General features: G+C 51.2%; 19 protein-coding genes and 2 pseudogenes. 4 read left to right on the top strand and 17 right to left on the bottom strand.

Going from position 1 to position 19,882, the window contains the following annotated elements:
* Nucleotides 1–103 precede the first annotated feature (103 nt).
* From ACLQ3M_RS04275 to ACLQ3M_RS04265, 3 genes and pseudogenes are all read right to left on the bottom strand, one after another.
* A pseudogene (locus tag ACLQ3M_RS04275) lies at nucleotides 104–235 on the bottom strand (chemotaxis protein); the annotation flags it as partial.
* 112 nt (nucleotides 236–347) lie between these two features.
* Nucleotides 348–692: pseudogene (locus tag ACLQ3M_RS04270) on the bottom strand (MCP four helix bundle domain-containing protein); the annotation flags it as partial.
* Nucleotides 693–1,014: 322 nt separating this feature from the next.
* Nucleotides 1,015–2,313, bottom strand: coding sequence for a methyl-accepting chemotaxis protein (locus ACLQ3M_RS04265; RefSeq protein ID WP_411676464.1), 1,299 nt, complete (start codon nucleotides 2,311–2,313; stop codon nucleotides 1,015–1,017).
* 218 nt (nucleotides 2,314–2,531) lie between these two features.
* Here ACLQ3M_RS04265 and ACLQ3M_RS04260 point away from each other — a divergent pair, with 218 nt between their 5' ends.
* On the top strand, nucleotides 2,532–3,137 hold the full coding sequence (locus tag ACLQ3M_RS04260; RefSeq protein ID WP_411676463.1) for a helix-turn-helix domain-containing protein: 606 nt from the start codon (nucleotides 2,532–2,534) through the stop codon (nucleotides 3,135–3,137).
* Between the two features lie 49 nt (nucleotides 3,138–3,186).
* On the opposite strand, the gene ACLQ3M_RS04255 is transcribed toward ACLQ3M_RS04260, so the two are convergent.
* From ACLQ3M_RS04255 to ACLQ3M_RS04230, 6 genes are all read right to left on the bottom strand, one after another.
* Nucleotides 3,187–5,664: a M56 family metallopeptidase gene (locus tag ACLQ3M_RS04255; RefSeq protein WP_411676462.1), complete on the bottom strand. Its 2,478-nt coding sequence runs from the start codon at nucleotides 5,662–5,664 to the stop codon at nucleotides 3,187–3,189.
* On the bottom strand, nucleotides 5,661–6,047 hold the full coding sequence (locus ACLQ3M_RS04250) for a BlaI/MecI/CopY family transcriptional regulator (protein WP_411676461.1): 387 nt from the start codon (nucleotides 6,045–6,047) through the stop codon (nucleotides 5,661–5,663). Before ACLQ3M_RS04250 ends, ACLQ3M_RS04255 begins: the two co-directional genes overlap by 4 nt.
* A gap of 82 nt (nucleotides 6,048–6,129) precedes the next feature.
* Nucleotides 6,130–6,891, bottom strand: a complete 762-nt coding sequence (locus ACLQ3M_RS04245; RefSeq protein ID WP_411676460.1) for an SDR family NAD(P)-dependent oxidoreductase — start codon at nucleotides 6,889–6,891, stop codon at nucleotides 6,130–6,132.
* Nucleotides 6,888–7,421, bottom strand: a complete 534-nt coding sequence (thpR, locus tag ACLQ3M_RS04240) for an RNA 2',3'-cyclic phosphodiesterase (RefSeq protein WP_411676581.1) — start codon at nucleotides 7,419–7,421, stop codon at nucleotides 6,888–6,890. The genes ACLQ3M_RS04245 and thpR overlap by 4 nt, the downstream gene beginning before the upstream one ends.
* Nucleotides 7,422–7,589: 168 nt before the next feature.
* Complete coding sequence (locus ACLQ3M_RS04235) at nucleotides 7,590–7,763, bottom strand: hypothetical protein (RefSeq protein ID WP_156989653.1); 174 nt, start codon at nucleotides 7,761–7,763, stop codon at nucleotides 7,590–7,592.
* Nucleotides 7,764–7,773: 10 nt separating this feature from the next.
* Nucleotides 7,774–9,189 (bottom strand): aspartate ammonia-lyase, encoded by a 1,416-nt coding sequence (locus ACLQ3M_RS04230; protein ID WP_411676459.1) that lies wholly within the window; start codon nucleotides 9,187–9,189, stop codon nucleotides 7,774–7,776.
* Between the two features lie 683 nt (nucleotides 9,190–9,872).
* Here ACLQ3M_RS04230 and ACLQ3M_RS04225 point away from each other — a divergent pair.
* Nucleotides 9,873–10,322, top strand: coding sequence for an Lrp/AsnC family transcriptional regulator (locus ACLQ3M_RS04225; RefSeq protein ID WP_066642669.1), 450 nt, complete (start codon nucleotides 9,873–9,875; stop codon nucleotides 10,320–10,322).
* A 449-nt stretch (nucleotides 10,323–10,771) separates the two neighbouring features.
* Here ACLQ3M_RS04225 and spoIIID read toward each other — a convergent pair whose 3' ends face one another.
* From spoIIID to ACLQ3M_RS04185, 8 genes are all read right to left on the bottom strand, one after another.
* Nucleotides 10,772–11,023 carry a sporulation transcriptional regulator SpoIIID gene (gene spoIIID / locus ACLQ3M_RS04220; RefSeq protein WP_411676458.1) on the bottom strand — a complete coding sequence of 84 codons (252 nt, stop codon included), beginning with the start codon at nucleotides 11,021–11,023 and terminating at the stop codon, nucleotides 10,772–10,774.
* A gap of 342 nt (nucleotides 11,024–11,365) precedes the next feature.
* Nucleotides 11,366–12,352: a carbohydrate kinase family protein gene (locus ACLQ3M_RS04215; protein ID WP_411676457.1), complete on the bottom strand. Its 987-nt coding sequence runs from the start codon at nucleotides 12,350–12,352 to the stop codon at nucleotides 11,366–11,368.
* Between the two features lie 12 nt (nucleotides 12,353–12,364).
* On the bottom strand, nucleotides 12,365–12,757 hold the full coding sequence (locus ACLQ3M_RS04210) for a VOC family protein (RefSeq protein ID WP_411676456.1): 393 nt from the start codon (nucleotides 12,755–12,757) through the stop codon (nucleotides 12,365–12,367).
* 77 nt (nucleotides 12,758–12,834) lie between these two features.
* On the bottom strand, nucleotides 12,835–13,653 hold the full coding sequence (locus tag ACLQ3M_RS04205) for an alpha/beta hydrolase (RefSeq protein ID WP_411676455.1): 819 nt from the start codon (nucleotides 13,651–13,653) through the stop codon (nucleotides 12,835–12,837).
* Between the two features lie 15 nt (nucleotides 13,654–13,668).
* A complete protein-coding gene (locus ACLQ3M_RS04200; protein WP_411676454.1) occupies nucleotides 13,669–14,487 on the bottom strand; it encodes an alpha/beta hydrolase in 819 nt (272 codons plus the stop codon).
* Nucleotides 14,488–14,562: 75 nt separating this feature from the next.
* The gene (locus tag ACLQ3M_RS04195; RefSeq protein WP_411676453.1) at nucleotides 14,563–15,555 is read right to left on the bottom strand and encodes an ABC transporter permease; all 993 of its coding nucleotides are present in this window, start codon (nucleotides 15,553–15,555) and stop codon (nucleotides 14,563–14,565) included.
* A 23-nt stretch (nucleotides 15,556–15,578) separates the two neighbouring features.
* On the bottom strand, nucleotides 15,579–17,066 hold the full coding sequence (locus ACLQ3M_RS04190; RefSeq protein WP_411676452.1) for a sugar ABC transporter ATP-binding protein: 1,488 nt from the start codon (nucleotides 17,064–17,066) through the stop codon (nucleotides 15,579–15,581).
* Nucleotides 17,067–17,101: 35 nt separating this feature from the next.
* On the bottom strand, nucleotides 17,102–18,097 hold the full coding sequence (locus ACLQ3M_RS04185; RefSeq protein WP_411676451.1) for a sugar ABC transporter substrate-binding protein: 996 nt from the start codon (nucleotides 18,095–18,097) through the stop codon (nucleotides 17,102–17,104).
* Nucleotides 18,098–18,336: 239 nt separating this feature from the next.
* Between ACLQ3M_RS04185 and ACLQ3M_RS04180 the strand changes: the two genes are divergently transcribed.
* Both ACLQ3M_RS04180 and ACLQ3M_RS04175 read left to right on the top strand, forming a co-directional pair.
* Nucleotides 18,337–19,323: a LacI family DNA-binding transcriptional regulator gene (locus ACLQ3M_RS04180; protein WP_411676450.1), complete on the top strand. Its 987-nt coding sequence runs from the start codon at nucleotides 18,337–18,339 to the stop codon at nucleotides 19,321–19,323.
* A gap of 203 nt (nucleotides 19,324–19,526) precedes the next feature.
* Nucleotides 19,527–19,745, top strand: coding sequence for a hypothetical protein (locus ACLQ3M_RS04175; RefSeq protein WP_411676449.1), 219 nt, complete (start codon nucleotides 19,527–19,529; stop codon nucleotides 19,743–19,745).
* Nucleotides 19,746–19,882 lie beyond the last annotated feature (137 nt).

Here is a 19,882-nt window from a genome sequence, read left to right as displayed (position 1 = left end):
AATTTTTCTGTTAATCATTGGATGTTTGGTCGAATGCTGTCACAGATTAATAAAAAATGCCTGATGCTGAATCAGGCTTTTTATCATCCCTTATATGGTGCAATTAAACTTGCTCAGAAACGGCGTTCCGTATCCTGAACCTGCTCAGCTGCTTTTCCAGCAATTCGGCCTGACCGGAAAGCTCCTCGCTTGCGGCAGCGCTTTGCTGTGTGGTGGCGGAATTTGTCTGCACTACGGGGATCAAACAGCAGCTTGTTCTGGCTTTCAAACGTTTTGTAATCCTTTTGCGACTTTTGAAGTTTCCCGAGCCATTGCGCAGAGCGGGCCAAAACCGCGTTCTGATTTTCCTGAAAAGTCTGGTTGTTTTCCGCAAAGGTATCCAGGTCGGCGTTCAGCAGTTCAGGGTTCTGATAATTGATGATCGCGTTACGCGCCGACGACTGGATGTTTGAAACACTGTTCATCACCTGAAAAACGGTAATCAAATTTTCCATTCGGTTCTGGGAAAGATCGTTCATTTTGCTTTTTAAAACCGTCATTCCGTAGATGCCCATGCCCATTACGATCGCCGTTACGGCAGATACCGCCAGAAACGACCCGGTCAGCTGGGCGGAAATTTTTTTATTTTTGAATTTATCCGCTTTTATTTTCGCTGCAATGTTAAAATGAATCCGGTGGATGTTTCCTTTCATGATCTTTCCGCCTCTTATAGGAATATTTTATTGGAATTTTATGAGTCCCAGTATATGTTTTTCGACAAGTCATGTCGATTCCTCCGGAAAGGAAACTTAAATAATTCTGTAACCGAAGCATGAATTTGCACTTCTCTAACCGCAATTTTTCATTTTTCATCTTAAATTCGACAAAACCGCAAATTATTTCTAAAATAATGACGGGATATGTTCGATTCCATGCAACCAGAGGTTACAAATGTGTCTCAGCTCCCAAGTCAAAAAAAGCGGCCGCCCCAAAGAACGGGGCGGCCGCTTTGCCGGATCATTCTATTCTGAGCCGTCAGGAGGCGGCTGATTTTTTCTTCAAGTGAAACCGTTTCAGTTCCTCTTTCAGCAAGCTTGCCTGTTCGGAGAGTTCTTCGCTTGCCGCCGCGCTTTCTTCCGCCGACGCGGAATTCGTCTGAATCACGCTTGAAATCTGCTCAATCCCCTGCGTGATCTGTTCCGCGGCGCTTGCCTGTGTGGTTGACGCGCTGTTTATTTTTTCAACCGCTTCGTTCACTCTGCCGATTCTGACGGATACTTCCTCCAGCGCTTTTGCCGTCCTGCCAGCGATTTCGGTTCCATCCCTCACCTTGGCGATGGAACCCTCGATCAGAGCGGTCGTCTGGCTGGCGGCGTCGGCGGATCTGCTGGCAAGCGACCGGACTTCATCCGCGACGACGGCAAATCCTTTGCCCGCTTCCCCGGCCCGTGCCGCTTCCACGGCGGCATTAAGCGCAAGAATATTCGTCTGGAATGCAATACCGTCTATCACTTTGATGATTTTGCGGATTTCATCGGAAGACGCGTTAATTCCATCCATGGCGTTAAGCATCTGCTTCATCTGATCGTTGCTCATCTGAATATCCTGCGTCGTTTCCTCCAGATAAGATGTGACTTGCCCAATATGCTCCGACGTCTCCTGGATGCTCGAAGAAATCTCCTGTGTGGAAGACGCAAGCTCCTCTACGGACGCAGCCTGTTCGGTCGCTCCCTGTGCAAGCTGCTGTGCCGCCGCGGATACTTGCTGGGCGCCGCCGTCAACCTGGCCCGACGTTTCCTGAATAATTTCAAACGTATGGTTCAGCTTTTGCAGAATTTCCCGGAAAGCCCTGGTAATCGGGGCAAAATCCCCCACATAGTCGCGTGGAATCTCCACTGACAGGTCGCCCTCCGCAATCCGGTCAAGAGTTCCTGAAATCTCTTCCACGTCCTGTTTTAAAAGGGCAAAAGCGGTGTTAAGGGATGAGGATATGGTACCGACCTCATTTTTAAGCTCACAGTTGAGCTTCAGCCCCAGCTCTCCCCCGGCGAATCTCTTTGTCGCAACCGCGATTTCTTCAATCGGTTTTGAAATCGATCTCGAAATCCAGACAACGGAAAACACGGCTGAAACAAGAAAAACCAGGCAGGACAGCGCCAAAAGCACAATGATTCCTGCCGCCAAGTGTTTCAACTGGCTCAGATCTTCCCCCGACAGCACCTTTGAAAGCGAATAGATTCCCACCGCAGAGGAAAAGATACCGAATGCTGAAAACGTAAATTGAAGTATAGTCAGTATTTTTGAAATCCTGACATTCTGAAAAATCCGTTTCAATGATAATGCCTTCTTTTACAGACTTAAAAATTCAGCCATATTTATTTCAGTCATAGATTTCTAAACAAATGACAAAAAACTATTTTATATCCGTTTTTCAAACTTTTTTCATTATATATTTATAAAGTCAATATGTCAACAGCATGTATGAAGTTAGTTGATTTTTCATTTACTTTTCTAATATAATTTGTAGAATTGAATTGAAAGGGCTGATATGAATGAATAGAATCCGTTTTTTGCGTATGCAGAAAGCGATGAAGCAGGAGGAACTTGCAAGGGTTATTCATGTCAGCCAGTCCTCTTTGTCCGGCTACGAAAACGAAAAATATGAGCCCGACAAAAAGACTTTGCTGCGCCTTGCCTCCTATTTCGGCGTTTCAATCGACTACCTTCTTGGAATCGACAACGCCCGATTTTACGAAAAAAAAATGTCTGAACAAATTCCCGTTTATTCTGTACTGCAAACGAACCCGCTGACCGGCCCCTGCGGTTCGGTACTCTATTTTCTTGATTTCGATCCCTACTGGAAAGAGGAAGGAGAATATTTTGGGATTCAGATTTGCGGCGATCGCATGGAGCCCCGTATGTTTGAAGGAGACGTCGCCATCGTGCGCCGTCAGGACACCGCGAAAGACAGCAGCGTCGCCGTCGTGCAGGTTGGGCGTGAAAACGCCTTGGTCCTCCGCATAATCAATTGCGAGGACGGAATGACGCTGCTGCCCTATAACCCAAAATACAAGGCCTTCTTCTACACAAATAAGGAAATTGCAGAGCTGCCCGTGAAAATACTCGGTAAAGTAGTGGAATTCCGCGGCAAATGCTAGAAAACCGGAGCCGATTACGGCTCCGGTTTTCTAGCATTGTCACGGTTGTTCAGACGATCAAATAGTCTTCCCCGCCGGAATGAAAGCTCTTTGCGCCAATTCCGGTCTGAGAGACGTATTCCCGAATATTTTTCTTCATTCCGGACAAAAAGTTATCGGATTTTCCGTACTCCGCAAGCATCTTTTTCGCAGCGTCGCCGTGCGGCGCGCAGAAATCCCGGATAGAATCCCCAAAATAGGAGCCGTCCTTCGCCGTCGTGCGGCCGATCAGCTTCCACGAATTTCCGTCCTTCGAAAAGCGGAGCTCCATTGGAATTCTGCTTCCGCCGACCGAATTCAGGACTTCCCCGTCCAGCTCATACTCCGCCTCGTCCACCGTCGCAAAGACCCGCAGCACGCCGTCTTCTTCAAAGCTGCCGTAAATCACCGGAGCATTGATCACCACGTTGCCGTCGGTATAAGGCTCCGAGTAAAACTGCCCCAGCGCCTCATAAACGGCGCTTTCCACCGCATCGTCCGTACGGTGAGCATAAGGCGGCAGCGCCGTATGCCGGCTTTGAAACTCCTCTTGCGCCTTCGCCAGGGCTTCTTCGGCTTCACGGACTTTTTGCTGCTGTTCGAAATAATCCGTAGCCCGGCTTTTCCGCCGGTTCACGAGCTCCGCCTGCGCCTGCTTTAAAGTTTCCTGCGCCTGTGTGATTTGCTCCCGAAGCGCCGTCAGGCTCGCTTCCGAGCCGCTTTTTACGGCTGTTTCCGTCGATTCCAGATTCCGAACCACAGGGCAGGAATCCGAAATTACAAAAAAGGCGCTCCCGTCTCTGGAAATCGCGTACCACTGTTCCGGCTGCGGGCTTCTCCCTGCCAACACCGAGGTAAAACCGTAGCAATCCGCGCCGGCGAGAACCAGTCTTCCCCGGGAAACGAGCTTTTCGGAGAGAATGATCGGCGCATGCTGCTCCATCGCTGTTTCTGCCTGACCGACGGTCAGCAGATCGTCCCGCTCTTTCGCTTCGGCAGAATGGGTCATCTGGTAATCCTCCGCGGTGCGGCTGTTTAAATCCGCGAGGAATTTTTTCATTTCGCTCTCGCCCTGCGATAGCATCCTCACATCGGTCTGTTCCTGCTTCATCGACTGCTCCCGCGTGTAAACGAAAGTCATGGCGCAGTCCGGCGCATCGACGTAAAACGCGACGCGGCCGGCATTCTGGATCAGACTGAGTATCAAGGTCGCGTTGCGGTACGCCCACGCAAGCTCCGTCTTGGTGAGAAGTTCATCGCTTTGCGCGGTATAGCGGACCGTCAGCGAATATGGTTCGCTGTTTGTCTGAAGCGCCATTCCCTCCTGCACCATGCCGTCGGGCAGCGACAAAGCTCCCAGCATTCTTCCGACCGCGCTGTTGTCCCCGATATATTCCGTGCGGACTGAAAGCAGCCTATGCGCCAGAACATCTTGTTTTTCCCGGTTTTTCTGACCATCCGGTACGGAGGTTCCGCCATAGGCGACAAATGCCCCGCAGGAAATCGTCAGAACCAGGGCGACGCACAGCGCCGCCGCGCCGCGGCGTCTTTTCTTTGTATCCAGAATCGTTTCGAGTCGGCGTTTCAACTCTTTTTTTCCGCCGTAAAACCCGGTGGAAAGGAATGCACGGCGCTGGGTCGCCTTCTGCGCGATCGAAAGAATCGCGCGTCCGTATTCCGCACGGAACACGGGGTCGGCGTTTTTAAGCGCCGCCTCGTCGCAGGAAAGCTCCAAATCCCGGTTCGCCGCCCGCGCCATCAGCCAGACAAGCGGGTTGAACCAGTGGACCGCGCAGGCGGCGGCCAAAAGCAGGCGATACCATAAATCGCGCCGCCGGAAATGCGTCAGCTCGTGCCGAAAGATCACCCGCAGCTCCCCGTCCTCAAACGAACCGGGCGGCAAAAGCAATACCGGGCGAAGCAATCCGATTAGCATCGGTCCCGCATCCTTTTTGCCGCGCATCAGGTGAACCCGGCCGCCTCCCCCGGCCGCCGCGCGTTCTTCCCGGAACAAACGGAGAACCCCGTCATCCGTTTCCTCCGAGCTCCAGCGCAGAAGCCGCCGCCGAAACAGCAGGCTGGAACCCAATGTCCACAATAGGCATCCCGCCGCCCCGGCCGCCCACGTCACCGCCAGAAGCGTGTTCAAGGGAACCGTGCGCTTTTCCGCATCCTCTCGGATCAGTTCCGCTTTCTTTTCATACGCGTTCCGCTCCTGTCCGGAAACCGTATCCGGGATGGAAAAAGAGCCGGTGCCCCGGGTCCCGGGAGCAACGACCGTTATGCCCTGTTCCGGTGAAGGCGCCGGAAGCGTGACGGCCGTCCGCGGAGGTTCGAAATGGATCGGAATCAGCAGGCGCACCGCGAGCGCCAGCCAGACCCAATTCCTCCATTGCGCGGCGTAAACCCTTCGGGTCAGTTTTCCCGCCGAAAGCAAGAGCAAAATCAGTACGGAAGCCCCCGCGGAAATTTCAGCGGTATTCTCCGCGAAACGAATCAGCAGGTTCATGTTCTTCCCGTCCTTTCGTCCAAAAAGGCGCGCAGCTCCTCAAGGTCTTCGGGCGTGATGGAATGGCTGTCATACAGCGACGCGACCAGTCGGGTGACGGAATTGCCGTTCAGCTTTTCAAGAATGCTCCTGTTCTCATCCGCAAGATATTCTTTCTCGCCGATCAGGGGTGTGTAACATCGGTTCCTGCCCTGCCTTCCGCTGCTGAGAAAGCCGCGCGCAATCAGCCGATTCAGAAGCGTCTGAAGCGCCGAAACGCTCCATGGTTTTTCACGCCCAAGAATTTCGCGGACACGCGCGGTGGTGACCGGGTATTCTCCGCAGTTCCAGACAGCCTGCATCACTTTCAGTTCGGCCCCGGGCAGCTTTGCAATTTTTCGCATAATAAAAGCAACTCCTACAACTGTAAGATATATCTTATACTACAGTTGTAGGAATTGTTTGTCAAGTTTTATTTTGTCGCAGTTACGGCCCCGGCCTTGTCTTTCGTTTCTGCATTTGGTAGGCGATCCGCACCACGGCCGATTCCGGCAGAAAGCGCTCTCCAAACAGGGCTGCTTTCATGGTAAAACCGGGAACAATCAAGGTTTTGCGCGCAAACATTTTTTGGACCGCATAACGCGCGACGTATTCGCTCGAAAGCCCCTTGACGCTGAAACGGACGTCCGCGACAGAATCAAATTCCGTATGCACGGGTCCGGGGCAGAGCGCACCGATATAAACCCGGCTGCCGTCGCGCCGCAGTTCCTCCGCAAGAGCCTGCGTCAGGCGCAGGACATAGGCCTTGGAGGCATAGTAGCTGGAAAGAAGCGGACCCGGCTGAAACGCGGCGGAGGACGATACATTCAGAATATGGCCCGAATCACGCTGCTTAAAATCGCGGTAGAAGAGCTTTGTCAGGATATGGACGGCCCGGATATTGACGTTGATCAGATTCAGTTCGCGTTCAAGATCGGTTTCATCAAACGGGCCGAATACACCGAAGCCCGCACAGTTGATCAGAACCTCGATTTCTTCCCCGCGCACCTGACGGTAAAGGTCGTAACACTGGTCTTTGAGGGAAAGATCCGCCCCCACCACGCTGACATGCGTCTGTAACTGCCGCGCGAGCTCTTCCATCCGGGGAACCCGCCGGGCCGCGAGGACGAGGTCGTATCCCCTTTTGCTGAGCTCGCGCGCAAAATCCCTGCCGATGCCGGAGCTTGCGCCGGTAATCAGCGCTTTCATTTTATCTCCTCCTCTCGCAGTATTTTTTCATAAACGGGAGTATATTTCAGTATTCCCCCCGGGCGTTCGGATTGATACAGCGTAATTTTTTCGACCCGCATTTTTTTCGTAGGTGCCACAAAGGCCCCATGGTCGTACTCCTTTTTTAAAACAGCTTGTCGCGCAAGCGTCAGATGCGGGCGAAACGCACGCTTTTCCAGGTGAAACCCACGGCTCTGCAGCTGTGTGTATAACTGACGGTAAAGGCCCGTCAGATGCTCCGACCGTTCCACGCCGGCCCAGAAAATATCTCCGCCTTCTCTGCGAAAATAGCCGAATCCGCCTACATGCAGTAAAAACGGTTCCGCGCTGACGGAATCCATCGCCTCCCTGACCTCGCCGAGTTTTTCAGTCGGAACCTCCCCCAGAAAGGCAAGGGTCAAATGCAGGTTTTCGGCCTGCACAAATCTTCCGCTTTCACAGCAGGGCCGCAGCCTTTGCATCACTTCCTTCAGCGTATCCCTGATTTCAGGGGACAGCGAAACGGCAATAAACAGACGCGTAAAACCACCCCCATTCCGCAGACGCGTCTTTTCTTTTTTCTTATTATATCACAATTCCGGGCAGATTCTATCGCCCTGATTATTTTTATCCAATGAAAAAAACGGCGCGGAAAATTCCGCGCCGTCGGCTTGTTGAGACAACAGACCGTATATGAATCAGAGGTTTCCCCGGCCGTCAAATTCGACAGCGCGCTCCGGAACAAACCGATCCGGCCTGCAGACCTTTTCATCCGGGTTTCTCGGGCGTCTTGTCGCGCGGTCCCGGCGGTCCGGCCAGTGGTTGACCCGGTCCTCTTCCAAATAAACAAGTTCGTTTCCAAGATAGTTCATAGCTGCCTCCTTAAACGGAAATCCGTCCGACGTTCCTCATGTGAGCGTTCCCCGTCATCGCCGCGGGGTCGAGAATCGCTTTCAGCCTGTCGCCGCTCAGGACCTTGCGGCTTTCCACCAATTCCAGAATCGGGACTCCCGTTTTCAGCGACTCTTTTGCAAGCTCCGCCGACTTGGCATACCCGATATAAGGGCAAAGCGCGGTAATGATTCCGACGCTTTCCTCAAGATGTCTGCGGCAGACCTCGCGGTTCGCCGTAATCCCGGTCACGCAGTTGTCAACCAAAGTTCTGACCGCTCCGGTAAGGCCTCTGGCAGACTCAATCAGATTATAGAACAGAACCGGCTCAAACGCGTTCAATTCCAGCTGGCCGGCTTCCGCCGCAAGAGTCGCGGTGCAGTCGTTGCCGATGATTTGAAACGCCACCTGCGACACCACCTCCGGAATCACGGGATTGACCTTTCCCGGCATAATGGAGGACCCATTCTGTTTCGCGGGCAGAGCAATCTCCATGATGCCGGTCCTCGGCCCGCTGGAAAGCAGTCTGAAATCGTTCGCCATTTTGGAAAGATTGACCGCGCAAGTCTTCATTGCTCCGGATACCGCCACGAATCCGTCCGGATTCTGCGTCCCGTCGATCAGGTCTTCCGCCTGAACCAGCTTGCATCCGCAGACTTTTTGAAGATTCGCCGTGATGTTGTACAGATAAGCGGGCACCGCGTTGACCGAAGTCCCGATCGCGGTAGCGCCCATATTAACGACACGCATCTCATCCTGCACCCTTTGCAGCCGGACGATATCCCGTCTGACCGCGGCCGACCACGCGCCGAATTCCTGCCCCAGGCGAATTGGAACGGCGTCCTGAAGCTGGGTGCGCCCCATTTTAATCACATCGTCGAATTCCACGGCCTTTTTCTCAAGCGCGCCGGCAAGGCGCTCCAGCTGGCGCACGGCCTCCGGAATCAGTTTCAGCATGGTCAGCTTTCCGGCTGTGGGAAAAACATCGTTTGTGGACTGCGACATATTGACATGGTCGTTGGGGTGAACAATGGAATAGTCCCCTTTTTCTCCCCCGAGAAGCTCGATCGCCCGGTTGGCAATCACTTCGTTCGCATTCATATTGGCGCTTGTTCCGGCGCCGCCCTGAATCGGGTCTACAATAAACTGGCTGTGCAGACGGCCCGATATGATCTCGTCGCAGGCCGCAATCACCGCGTTTGCGACCGAGGCTTTCAGGTCCCCCGCGTTGCGGTTTGTAATCGCCGCGGCCTTTTTAATCTGCGCCAGCGAGACAATAAAATCTGCGTCCATGCGCCTGCCCGTAATGTGAAAATTACTTCTGGCCCGCAGCGACTGAACCCCATAATATGCTCCCGCAGGAACATGCAGGCTCCCGATAGAATCTGTTTCCGTTCTCGTTTTCATGCGAATGCCGCCCCATTTCCGGAATCAACAGCCATCTCTCATTTCTCTGAACGGAAGTACTTTAACACGTTCCCGAAGTCCCGTAAACAGTTTTTCCGCCATTCCGTGATATTTTTATTTTTATGTGTTTTAGCTTTATGTAAGTAAGTCAGCCGGTTTTTAACTTTACTTTTTTAGGCTTCGGATCATTTTCATTCTGCTTCCGTCCTTTTTTATGAATGGAGGGCGGCTTTTCTTCTGACGAAAAATCATAACTTCTGAATCAGGTAAGTAAAATGCTTTACATGGATAGAACGTATCTTTTAAAATTTCACCCCTGTTTTTCAATCTCGAAAGTGCTGCTCTTTAAAATTTTTCCTCTTAAATTTTCTTTTTCGTATTGAAAAATAATTGAAAGTGATTATAATAAAATTAATTGCAAAGGGGCAGGTCGTCAGAAAAGGCGGCTTATCTCCTTTGCATTCTTTATTTTTGCAAACCTCAGCAAAAAAAGATAACGAATTGAAAGCACAACAAAAAATGAATCTTTTTACATTTTCATCTTGCAAAGACGTGAAAACGATTTATAATAAAATAAAATGCAAAGGGGCATGTCAGGCTTAATTTCTGGCTGGCTCCTTTTTTATTTAAATATTTCCGCCATAAGCCATTAAAAAAGTAAATCTTTTATGAGGTGATGAATCATGGATAAAATCGACGCCACATTGATTTCCGCACTGCAGGAAAACGCGCGGATTCCAATTAAAACGCTGACGAAAAAAGTTTTTTTATCATCCCCCGCAATCTCGGCCCGTATCGAAAAGCTTGAGAAACAGGGCCTGATCAGCGGCTATCACGCGTCGGTGAACCAGTATAAGCTCGGATATCATATCAAGGCGTTTATTAACCTGCAGATGTCGCCGAACCAAAAACCGGAGTTTTATCCGTTTATCCGTTCCTGCCCCAACGTGGTGGAGTGCAACTGTGTCACCGGCAATTACTCCATGCTGATCAAAGTGATCTATCACAGCACCATGGAGCTGGATGAGTTCATCGGCCAACTGCAAAAATACGGTCCGACGGAAACGCAGATCGTTTTTTCCACCCCGGTGGAGGCCCGGGGCGTCACGGTACTGGAGAGCGATTCCCTTTAAAAACGGCAAGACAGCGGCAAGGCCGGCCCGGAATTCGGGCCGGCCTTAAGCTTGTCGAAAATCGTTCGAGGCAAGGCGGCAAGTTTGCAAAAGGAGCCTTCTCTCTGCCTATGACCGGAATTTACAGGTGCAGCCAACGCCGCAGTCTTCCGCCCGAAGCATGTCCGCTTTCTCGGCCGCCGTTGTCGGCAGCGATTGCCGGAAGCACGGCAAAAACCGCTTCACCGCACCCTGCTTGGTTTCAGCATGGAGACTGTTCTGCCAAGGAGGCCGAATGTTTCACGAAAATCGTCCGGTTTCGGGCGGCATGTCCGAACGATACCCATAAAAAAGCTCCCCTACTGCCTCCAGAATCGCCGCGGACAGACCGCTGCAAAGCCGTTTCGGCAGAAAAGGAGCTTTTATTGATCAAAATCCCCATCAGTTGAACGAATCGGCCTTTCCACCGGTCAAACGGATTTTTTATATTTCAGACGCGTGGCAATTCCTCCGCGGATATGTCGCTGAGACTTGTTGAACTCCAGAATGATCTTCACTTTTTTATACAGCTGCGGATCGATTGTTTTCAGGCGCTGCGCCACATCTTTATGTACCGTGCTTTTACTTACGCCGAATTTTTTCGCTGTACTGCGCACAGTGGCCCTGTTCTGGATGATATATTCGCCAAGCTCCACGGCACGTTCCTCCACAATACCTTTCACTGCTCCACCCTCCAAACGAATCCGATTGCTAATAGGTATGCGGGGGAATGGTATTTTAGTACCCAGCAAACTGCAGATCGACAGGTATAACTCACCACAGGCACATTTCATAAGCTTTCTATTTTGTTTTCGCAACTAAATTCAAAAGTAAAAGGGGTTATTGCAAGATAGCTTCTCCAAAAAATGTTGCACTAAAAATGCGCTTTAAATGGGCTGAAAAGTCCATTTAAAGCGCATTTTCCTGCATTTTGGGACGGTTTATTTGAACAATTTGATATTGCAAATTCGTTTTGCAACAACCCACTTCTTTTGCTGTTTTGCCGCCTCCGATGAACGGCGGCTTTATAATTCAATCTTTCTTTTCACAAAAGTGTAACTGCTCCGGCAGATTTCTATTTCCGCCAGAGTCGGCATGGCGGGCATCGAACCGGGCCGCGTGGTTGTCAGCGCTCCGGCGGCATTTCCGAACGAAATAAGGCTGTTCAATTCCTCTCGGCTCAGATTTGATATCTGAGGGAGCGTTTTCCCGCGCAGACAATAATGGATCGCGCCGAAAAAGGCATCTCCCGCTCCGTTGGTGTCGACCGTCCGCACATCGTAAGTCGGAATGGTGCCGGAATGTTTCCGGGTATAGTAAAACGCGCCTTTCGGTCCGAGTGAAACTAAGATCAGCGCGGCACCGTATTTAGCCAGGATGCGGGCGCCTTCCTCCGGCTCGGTCCGGCCTGTAATCAGAGTCATCTCCTCTTCTGAAACTTTTACAATATCCGCGAACCGCAGCCCGGCTTTTATCTGCTGTGTCGCGTCATCCGGGCTTTTCCACAGGGGTGCGCGGTAGTTGGGGTCGAAACTGATGATACAACCGGCCTTTTTGGCAACCGCGACTGCGCCGAACGTGGTGCTCCGTGCGGGTTCTTCCGTGAGAGAAACGGATCCAAAATGAAATATATGACTTTCCCGGATCAGGTTTTCACTGAAATCGCCGGGACGCAGTAGCATGTCTGCGCCCGGTTTGCGGTAAAAGCTGAACGAGCGGTCGCCGTTCGGGTCCAGCTGAACAAAAGCAAGCGTGGTGGGGATCTCCGGATCGACGGCAAGGCCGGAAGTGTCGATTCCCTGTCTCTTTAGTATCTGTTTCAAAAATCTTCCGAACAGATCGTCCCCGACTTTTCCGATGAAAGCGGTTTTTCCACCCAGCTTGCTGTTGGCGGAAAGTACGTTGGCAGGGGCGCCGCCCGCCTTGCGGGCGAAAAGCAGGTCTCCTTCCGGGCTGAAGCCGGCCGGTGTAAAATCAACGAGCAGTTCCCCAACAGAGGTCACGTCAAACATTCGGAATCCCCCTTACAACATCTGGCAAAATTCGATCTTTTCTTGATTTGGCCCAATGATTATAAAATAACGGATTCCCTTTTCCCAGAAGGGAAGAGAAAGAATTCCGGGACTTTCAAAACGGTAACCGGCCTTCTGCAACTGTTGATAGACCGTTTCTATATCGGCGGTGTCCAGGGCAAAATGGTCGACCGCGCCGGCATTGCTTTTTGGGGAACTGCACTCATAGGCCTCTATGGTAAGGTTTTTCAGCTGCAGAAAAGCAACTTTCTCTTTTGAGCGGTCATTCTGTGTACGCAACTTTAATTTGAAGCCAAGTCCGGTATAAAAGGCAATGGTTGCTTCAATGTCTTTTGCAGAAATCCCAACATGCTGAATTCCCGTAACAAATCCGTTCAGGTTCAAAAATCATCCCTTCTTCTGCTTTAAAGCATAGGCCCTTTATCACACAAAAGGCCTGGTTTCATAATGAATAAAGTACGTTAATCCACAACGTCGTGCATCAGAGGCAGCCAGTTCAATACATCTTGAATATGTAAATCCCAGAAATCCCAGCAGTGGGTCCCATGGTGCTTTTGGAGTGTCACATCGACCGAATGTTTTGCAAGGGCTTCGTAAAATTCCACATTGCAGGGATAGATAAAGTCCTCCGTTCCGCAGGTCATGTAGAATTTCGGCAAAGCGGCTTTTTCCGAAACCCGGCGATCCAAGATCACATGAAGATCGTTTTCGCTGCCGTGGACGCGGCCGAGATCCGCAAAAACAGCCTTTCTGTAATTCAGCGGCATTTTTGCAATATGCGCGTCTTTGCTTTCCTGCAGGGCGGCCCGGTCCAGAGCACCCGACAGACTGGCAGCGAAAGCATAGGCATCCGGATATTCCAGCGCAAGCCGGAAAGCGCCGTATCCGCCCATGGAGAGCCCCGCGATAAAAGTGTTTTCTTTTTTTCGGCTGAGCGGAAAAAGCTTTGAGAGAAAATCCGGAAGCTCCCAGGCAATGTAATCCAGATAATGTTCACCGCGCGCCATATTCACATAGCTGCTGTTCTCGCCCGAAGGCATCACGACCGCAAGGCATTTTTCCTGTGCATAACGCTCAATATTGGACAGGTGCGACCAGTCGGTACAGTCGCCGTAACTCCCGTGAAGCAGATAGAGCGTCTGAAATTTTGCCCCCTTCCGGGTGTAATCCACATGATGGCCCGAGAGAAAGTCATCTGCGCTCAGGGAAGGCAAAAAAACGATCACGCGAGTGTTTTTTTTCAAAGTCTGCGAATAAAAGCTGCAGTCCAGATGTGCCATAAATCAAACGCCCCCTTATTCATTTACCGCATCGTTAACAAGCGGAAGCCAGTCAAGCACACGCTGGATATTTGTGTCCCAGTAGTCCCAGTCATGAATCCCTCTGTGTTCCTCGTAGGTCAGGTCGACACCGAGCGCCTCCAGCTTTCGTTTGGCAGACTGATTGATTGGATAAATGAAATCCTCTGTGCCGCAGCTTTGGAAGATGCGCGGAAGAGCCTCCTTCCTGGACTGGAGCTTCCGGATCAATGCAAATAGGTCTGCGTCGGAACCTTCGATTTGCTCCGGGTGCTTAAACAGGCTTTCCGGCAAAAACGGTCTTTCTCGGCCGGCCGGAGCATCGTCCGCAAAAAGCGCGGCAATATCCAGAGCGCCGGAGAGGCTGGCGGAGCAAGAGTACTGCTCCGGCTTTGTCAGCGCAAGCTTCAACGCGCCGTATCCGCCCATCGACAAACCCGCGGTAAAAGTATTTTCCCGCTTGCGGCTGACCGGGAACGTCGCTTTAACGAACGTTGTTAACTCCTCCGTCAGGTAGGTGAGATAGTTGCTTCCAAAACACATATCCTGATAAAAGCTGTTGGAGGCCGAAGGCATGATGACTGCAAGTTTATGATTTTGCGCGTATTTTTCAATACTGGTCAGCCGCATCCAGTCCGTATAATCCCCGTAAGCGCCGTGAAGCAGATATAAAACCTGAAATCGGGATCCTTTATGAAAGTAACCCAATGCCTTATGATTTAAAATTTCGTCCGAGTTCGGGGTCGGTACAAATACATTGAGGTCCGTATTAAACCCGAGAACGGCTGAAAAAAAATTGGTGTGAATGAATGCCATAACTCTTTCTGTTTCCTTTCCTAATTCTCTGATTCCGGCGGCGAACCACGACAGCGAAACCCGCAGGGTGCGGGGTCACGCGTTGGAACTCTTTTTCAGGTTCTTCAGGTAATCGATATAAACCGCCGCAAGAATGATGACGCCTTTCAGGGTAGTCTGCCAGAACGAGCTGATTCCGATCAGGTTCAGGCTGTTGTTCAAAAAACCGATGATCAGCGCACCGATGATGGTGCCGCCGATATAGCCGCTGCCTCCGGAGAAACTGACGCCGCCGAGCACGCAGGCCGTAATCGCGTCCATTTCGGCGCCCTGCCCCTCGATCGGGTTCCCCGAGTAACTGCGGGAGGAAAGCATCAGACCGGCAACCGCAGCCATCACTCCGCTGAATATGTAGACAAACAGACGGACCCTTTTTATATTGATCCCGCTGAACTGGGCGGCCTTTTCATTTCCGCCGGTTGCGTACATATGGCGCCCAAGCCTGGTTTTACTCATGATTATATAGACGATGATCAGGATCATGAGCAGGTAAATAACAGGGAGCGGAACGATACCAAGATATCCGGTGCCCATCGCGATATAACCGGGGTCGTTGATCCGAACGGTCACGCCGTTGGTATACACATAGGCCAGGCCGCGCAGAATGCTCATCATGGCAAAGGTCACAATGAAGGGTGGCAGCGTGGTGTTCGCGATGATTCCCCCGTTGATCAGGCCGAACAGCGCGCCTATTAGAAGACAGGCGATCACGACAACGGGCAGCGGTAGACTCAAGTTAATCAGCGTACCGCCGAGTACGCCAATCACGGCGATGACGGAGCCGACCGAAAGGTCGATGCCACCTGCAATCAGAATCATCGTCATTCCGCAGGCAAGGTAGAGATTCGTGGTGGTCTGCCGCAGAACGTTCATCAGATTTCGTCCGGAGAGAAAAATCGGCGAAGCCACCGATGTGATAACGCAGAGAATTGCGAAGCCGATGAGAATACCGGCGTTGCGCTTCATATAAGTAAGAGAGCCGTTCAGCATTTTCTGCGGCAGGGTTTTGTTTTTGGCAGTTTCCTTCATATCGTTTTATTCACCTCTGAAAGTTAATTGTTCACGGCGCGCTGCATGATTTTTTCCTGCGTTGCTTCCATGTGATCGAAAACCGCCGTGATCGTACCTTCGCTCATGACCACAACACGGTCGCTCATATTCAGAACCTCCGGCAGTTCGGAAGAGATCATGATGATGGAAACGCCCTGCTTCGCAAGTTCGTTCATAATGGTATAAATCTCGCTTTTCGCGCCTACGTCGATTCCGCGGGTCGGTTCATCCAGAATCAGAACTCTGGGATGCGTTGCAAGCCAGCTGGAAATCACGACCTTCTGCTGGTTGCCTCCTGAGAGGGAACCGATCGTTACCTGGTCGCTTGCCGCTTTTATGGAAAGCGCTTTCATGTATTCGTCCGTGATTTCGTTTTCCCGTTTGGTATCCACATACGCTCCCCGGATGAACTGCCGCAGAGCCTTTAAGGTCAGATTGAATTTCAGGCTGTGCGCCGCAAAGATTCCTTCGTCCCTCCGGTTTTCCGGAACGAGCGCAAAGCCCGCCTGAATCATTTGCTCCGGCGTTTTCACCTTCAGCTCTTTCCCGCAATATTGAATGGAGCCCGCAGTGATTTTATCAAGGCCGAACAAAGCCTGCATGGCTTCGCTTCTCCCCGCTCCGATCAATCCCGCGAAACCGAGAATTTCGCCTTTTTTCAACTCGAAGCTGATATCGTGCACTTTTGCACTGCACAGCCTTTCCACCTTTAGGATCGCTTCCTCCGACGTGCTGTAAGTCCTTGAGTAATAATTCGTCATGGATCGGCCGACCATCAGCGCAATCAGTTCATCGTTTGTGGTTTCCGCCACAACCTTGGTTTCCACGTATTCGCCGTCCCGCATGACGGTGACGCGGTCGGCAATCTGGGACAGCTCGCTCATGCGGTGGGAAATGTAGATAATTCCGATTTTCTGCTCTTTCAGACTGCGGATGCACTTGAACAGTGCATCCACGTCTTTGTCTGAAATCGAGGAGGTCGGCTCGTCCATTACGATGATTTTTGAGTTGAAGGAAACCGCCTTCACAATTTCAACCATTTGCTGCTGAGCAATCGTCAGGTCGTTGATCATGTCGGCGGCGTGCAGGGAAAGGCCGAAATCGTCCAGAACTCTCTGGGTCTCGTTTTCCATCCGATCGAAATCCACCAGCCCGTTTGCCAAAACCGGCTCTCTGCCGAGAAAAATGTTTTCTGCGACGGAGAGGGATGGGACCAGCACCAGCTCCTGATGGATGATGCTGATGCCGTTTGCGCGCGCCTCGGTGACGCCCCTGATTTCAACCGGCTTTCCTTCAATCCGGATTTCGCCCCCATCCTTTTTGTAAATACCTCCCAGTACTTTGATCAGCGTCGACTTTCCGGCCCCGTTTTCTCCAAGGAGGGCGTGTACTTCGCCGTAGCGAAGCTCAAGGTTTACGCCTTTGAGCGCATATACGCCCGGGAATTTTTTATGGATATTCTTCATTTCAAGTAATAGCGAATCGCTCACAAAAACATCTCCTCCGGGTCTTTTACCGGCAACGGTTATTTCCAGGAATCGGTGCCGGCCTGCTCGACGTTGTCCTTTGTCACAAGTTGCGTGTCGATTGCGTAGCTCTTTTCCAGCTTGCCGCCGTCCAACAGCGTAAGGGCACATTCCACGGCCTTATTGCCGATGCTGACCGGGCTCTGGGCAGCGGAGCCGAACAGATCGCCGGCCGCTACGGATTTTTTGCCCGCGGGAGAACCGTCGACACAGAGGACCTTGACCTGATCCTGCAGGTTGGCGGATTTCACAACTCCCACCGCCATCAGCCCGAAGTCGTCGTTCAGGCCCCAGAAGACGTTGGTGTCCGGGTGTGCTTGCAGAAGATCTTCCATATCGCCCAGCGCCGCGTTCATAGAGGTATAGGATTTACGGCCGACGATGGTGGACTTGCTGCCCTTCAATGCGTCCTCCAAACCGGACACACGCTGAACGACGGACTGCGCAAGCGGGTTGTCAATCAGGCAGATTTTGGCGCCTTCCGGATAGAGCTTTTTGATTTCTTCTCCGCAAAGCTGTCCGGCCTGATAGTTGTTTGAGGAAATGTAGGTCTCGGTCAGGTTGGTATCGGCAACACCCGAGTCGACCACAATCACTTTTACTCCCGCTTTCTGGCATGCTTCCAGCGCCGGTTTGACGCCCTTGGAGTCCACGGGGTTTAAGAACAGGATTTTAATTCCCTTGGTAATCATGTCTTCAATTCCGTTATTCTGTTTGGTCTGGTCGTTGGCTCCGTCGAAATCGATCAGCATTCCTCCGTTTGCCTGTACTTTGGCTTTGATTGCGTCGCGCATAGCGATATGAAACTGATTGGTCATATCCATGCAGGTGTAGCCGTAAATGACGGAACTGGAGCTGTTTTCGGAGTTGCCTCCGGTGCTGGCGGTCGGCGCTGTGCTTGAAGAATTGCTGTTGGAAGATGCGGCGGATTTTCCGCAGGCGCCCATTGTAAGCGCCATGGCGGTGGCTAAGGCCAGTGCGATGAGCTTTTTCATACAAAATTCCTCCCATTATTTCGTCGGCAGTTAAACGGTTGCGTAACCGGTTAACTCAGACTGTGACTTTATAATATCACAGAGATGTTCTGTTGTAAACTGGCATATATAAATATTAAATAGCGATATAAATTGTTAATTATGCACAATTATTAAAATTGATTGGTTTCAACCTTGACAGTATTTTTGTTTAAAATTATAATAAAGAAAACGGTTACTATAAAAGGAATGAAATTTTCATGAAAATAGGGATTCGCGACGTCGCCAAACACGCCGGGGTTTCGGCGGCTACAGTATCTCATGTAATTAACAATACCCGTTTTGTGTCGGAAGATACGCGAAAAAGGGTACTTGACAGTATTAAGGAATTAGGCTATTTCCCCGACCAGATGGCGCGGGTTTTTAAGACGGGACGGCGCAACCTGATTGGAATCGTTGTGCCGGATATTGCCAATCTTTACTGGGCCTCCGTAATTGAATCGGTTGAAATCACCATTGCCGCAAAGGGTTATAAGCTGATTATCATCAGTACGAAAGAAACCGAAAACCGGGAACAGGAAGGGATCCGGATGGTCGCCTCCGGCGTTGTGGACGGGCTGATCATTGCCTCCACGCAAACGGATTTTTCCCAAATTAAAAAGTTGGTTCCAAAGGGATTCCCCATGGTGTTTATCGACCGGATTTTGAACAGCTGTCCCTGCGATACGATCGTCACTTCTGACTATGATGCGATTTACCAGGGGATGGAACGGCTGATTCAGAAGGGACATAAAAAAATCGGCCATATTGCCGGCCTTGCCAGACTGTCCCCAATCAAAAGCCGTATGAAGATTTATAAAGAGGTCATGCGAGAGCATGATTTCCCGATTGAAACCGGCTTTGTCCAGTATGTTGAGGATGTCTTCCGAAGTGCGGCGGAGTTGGTGCCGGTCGCGGTTCAGGCAGGCTGCACGGCGCTTCTCATTTCCAACCATGTTATGACGGACGATATTTTTTCATACTGTGATGAACATGGCCTGGATATCGACCTGCTGGGATACAGTCAGGCGGCATTTGATTATAAGCACAAACGGATGGATCTGATCAAGCAGCCTTGCGAGGAACTCGGGCGCTGGGCGGGGTCTCAGATTCTGCAACGGATTGACGATCCGGGTACGCCGGTCAAAAACATCGTAATTCCAAGCGTTTTGATTCAGAGGAGGCTCGTGGCATCATTCACGCACTGAAGGCCGCTGACACAGGGCGCAACCCGCGGGACTCTCAGCGGGAACGCCAGTAAAACAGTCAATGTTGGGAGCAGTCTTACTGGCGTTTGACCACAGCGGGGCTCTTCCGGCCACGGCAAACATACAGATTTCCGTACAGGAGTAGGGGTTTAAACCCGGGGACACTCTGTATTTCTGTCACGCTGACAAATGCTCCGGGAACTGTGATAAAGGCATATTCCTCCGCAAAGGGAATCGCGAACGTAACGGTTCTGGCAAACGGAAACGTAAAAGACACCGGCGTAAAACCGGGACTCACCTATGTGATGATCGACGTCTCTGACAGCAAAAACAAACGCCTGACTCACGCCTCCGTTCAGTTGACGGTTCAAAACGGTGTGAAGCCGAACGGCAATTCCGCGAGGCAGTACGGCATTTTTTGATTGATGATCGTGCCCGTTCTGCTCTGTTTTTAAGGAAAGCCCACATGGTCGCAGGATCATGTGGGTTTCTTTTTTAAAAAATTTGAAAAGAAATGTTAAAAAATATAATAAAAATGGAAATATTAAGAGTCAATTTT

Source organism: Caproicibacter sp. (assembly GCF_046707225.1).
Lineage (GTDB): Bacteria > Bacillota > Clostridia > Oscillospirales > Acutalibacteraceae > Caproicibacter.
The sequence above is the reverse complement of the archived record's forward strand: the minus strand, read 5'-3'. Positions and strand labels throughout refer to the sequence as shown.

Bases quoted from the DNA above. Each gene is read 5' to 3' on its own strand.
- ACLQ3M_RS04260 (WP_411676463.1), top strand. From the start codon at position 2,532: ATGAATAGAATCCGTTTTTTGCGTATGCAGAAAGCGATGAAGCAGGAG.
- ACLQ3M_RS04255 (WP_411676462.1), bottom strand. From the start codon at position 5,664: ATGAACCTGCTGATTCGTTTCGCGGAGAATACCGCTGAAATTTCCGCG.
- ACLQ3M_RS04250 (WP_411676461.1), bottom strand. From the start codon at position 6,047: ATGCGAAAAATTGCAAAGCTGCCCGGGGCCGAACTGAAAGTGATGCAG.
- ACLQ3M_RS04245 (WP_411676460.1), bottom strand. From the start codon at position 6,891: ATGAAAGCGCTGATTACCGGCGCAAGCTCCGGCATCGGCAGGGATTTT.
- ACLQ3M_RS04235 (WP_156989653.1), bottom strand. From the start codon at position 7,763: ATGAACTATCTTGGAAACGAACTTGTTTATTTGGAAGAGGACCGGGTC.
- ACLQ3M_RS04230 (WP_411676459.1), bottom strand. From the start codon at position 9,189: ATGAAAACGAGAACGGAAACAGATTCTATCGGGAGCCTGCATGTTCCT.
- ACLQ3M_RS04225 (WP_066642669.1), top strand. From the start codon at position 9,873: ATGGATAAAATCGACGCCACATTGATTTCCGCACTGCAGGAAAACGCG.
- ACLQ3M_RS04215 (WP_411676457.1), bottom strand. From the start codon at position 12,352: ATGTTTGACGTGACCTCTGTTGGGGAACTGCTCGTTGATTTTACACCG.
- ACLQ3M_RS04205 (WP_411676455.1), bottom strand. From the start codon at position 13,653: ATGGCACATCTGGACTGCAGCTTTTATTCGCAGACTTTGAAAAAAAAC.
- ACLQ3M_RS04200 (WP_411676454.1), bottom strand. From the start codon at position 14,487: ATGGCATTCATTCACACCAATTTTTTTTCAGCCGTTCTCGGGTTTAAT.
- ACLQ3M_RS04195 (WP_411676453.1), bottom strand. From the start codon at position 15,555: ATGAAGGAAACTGCCAAAAACAAAACCCTGCCGCAGAAAATGCTGAAC.
- ACLQ3M_RS04185 (WP_411676451.1), bottom strand. From the start codon at position 18,097: ATGAAAAAGCTCATCGCACTGGCCTTAGCCACCGCCATGGCGCTTACA.
- ACLQ3M_RS04180 (WP_411676450.1), top strand. From the start codon at position 18,337: ATGAAAATAGGGATTCGCGACGTCGCCAAACACGCCGGGGTTTCGGCG.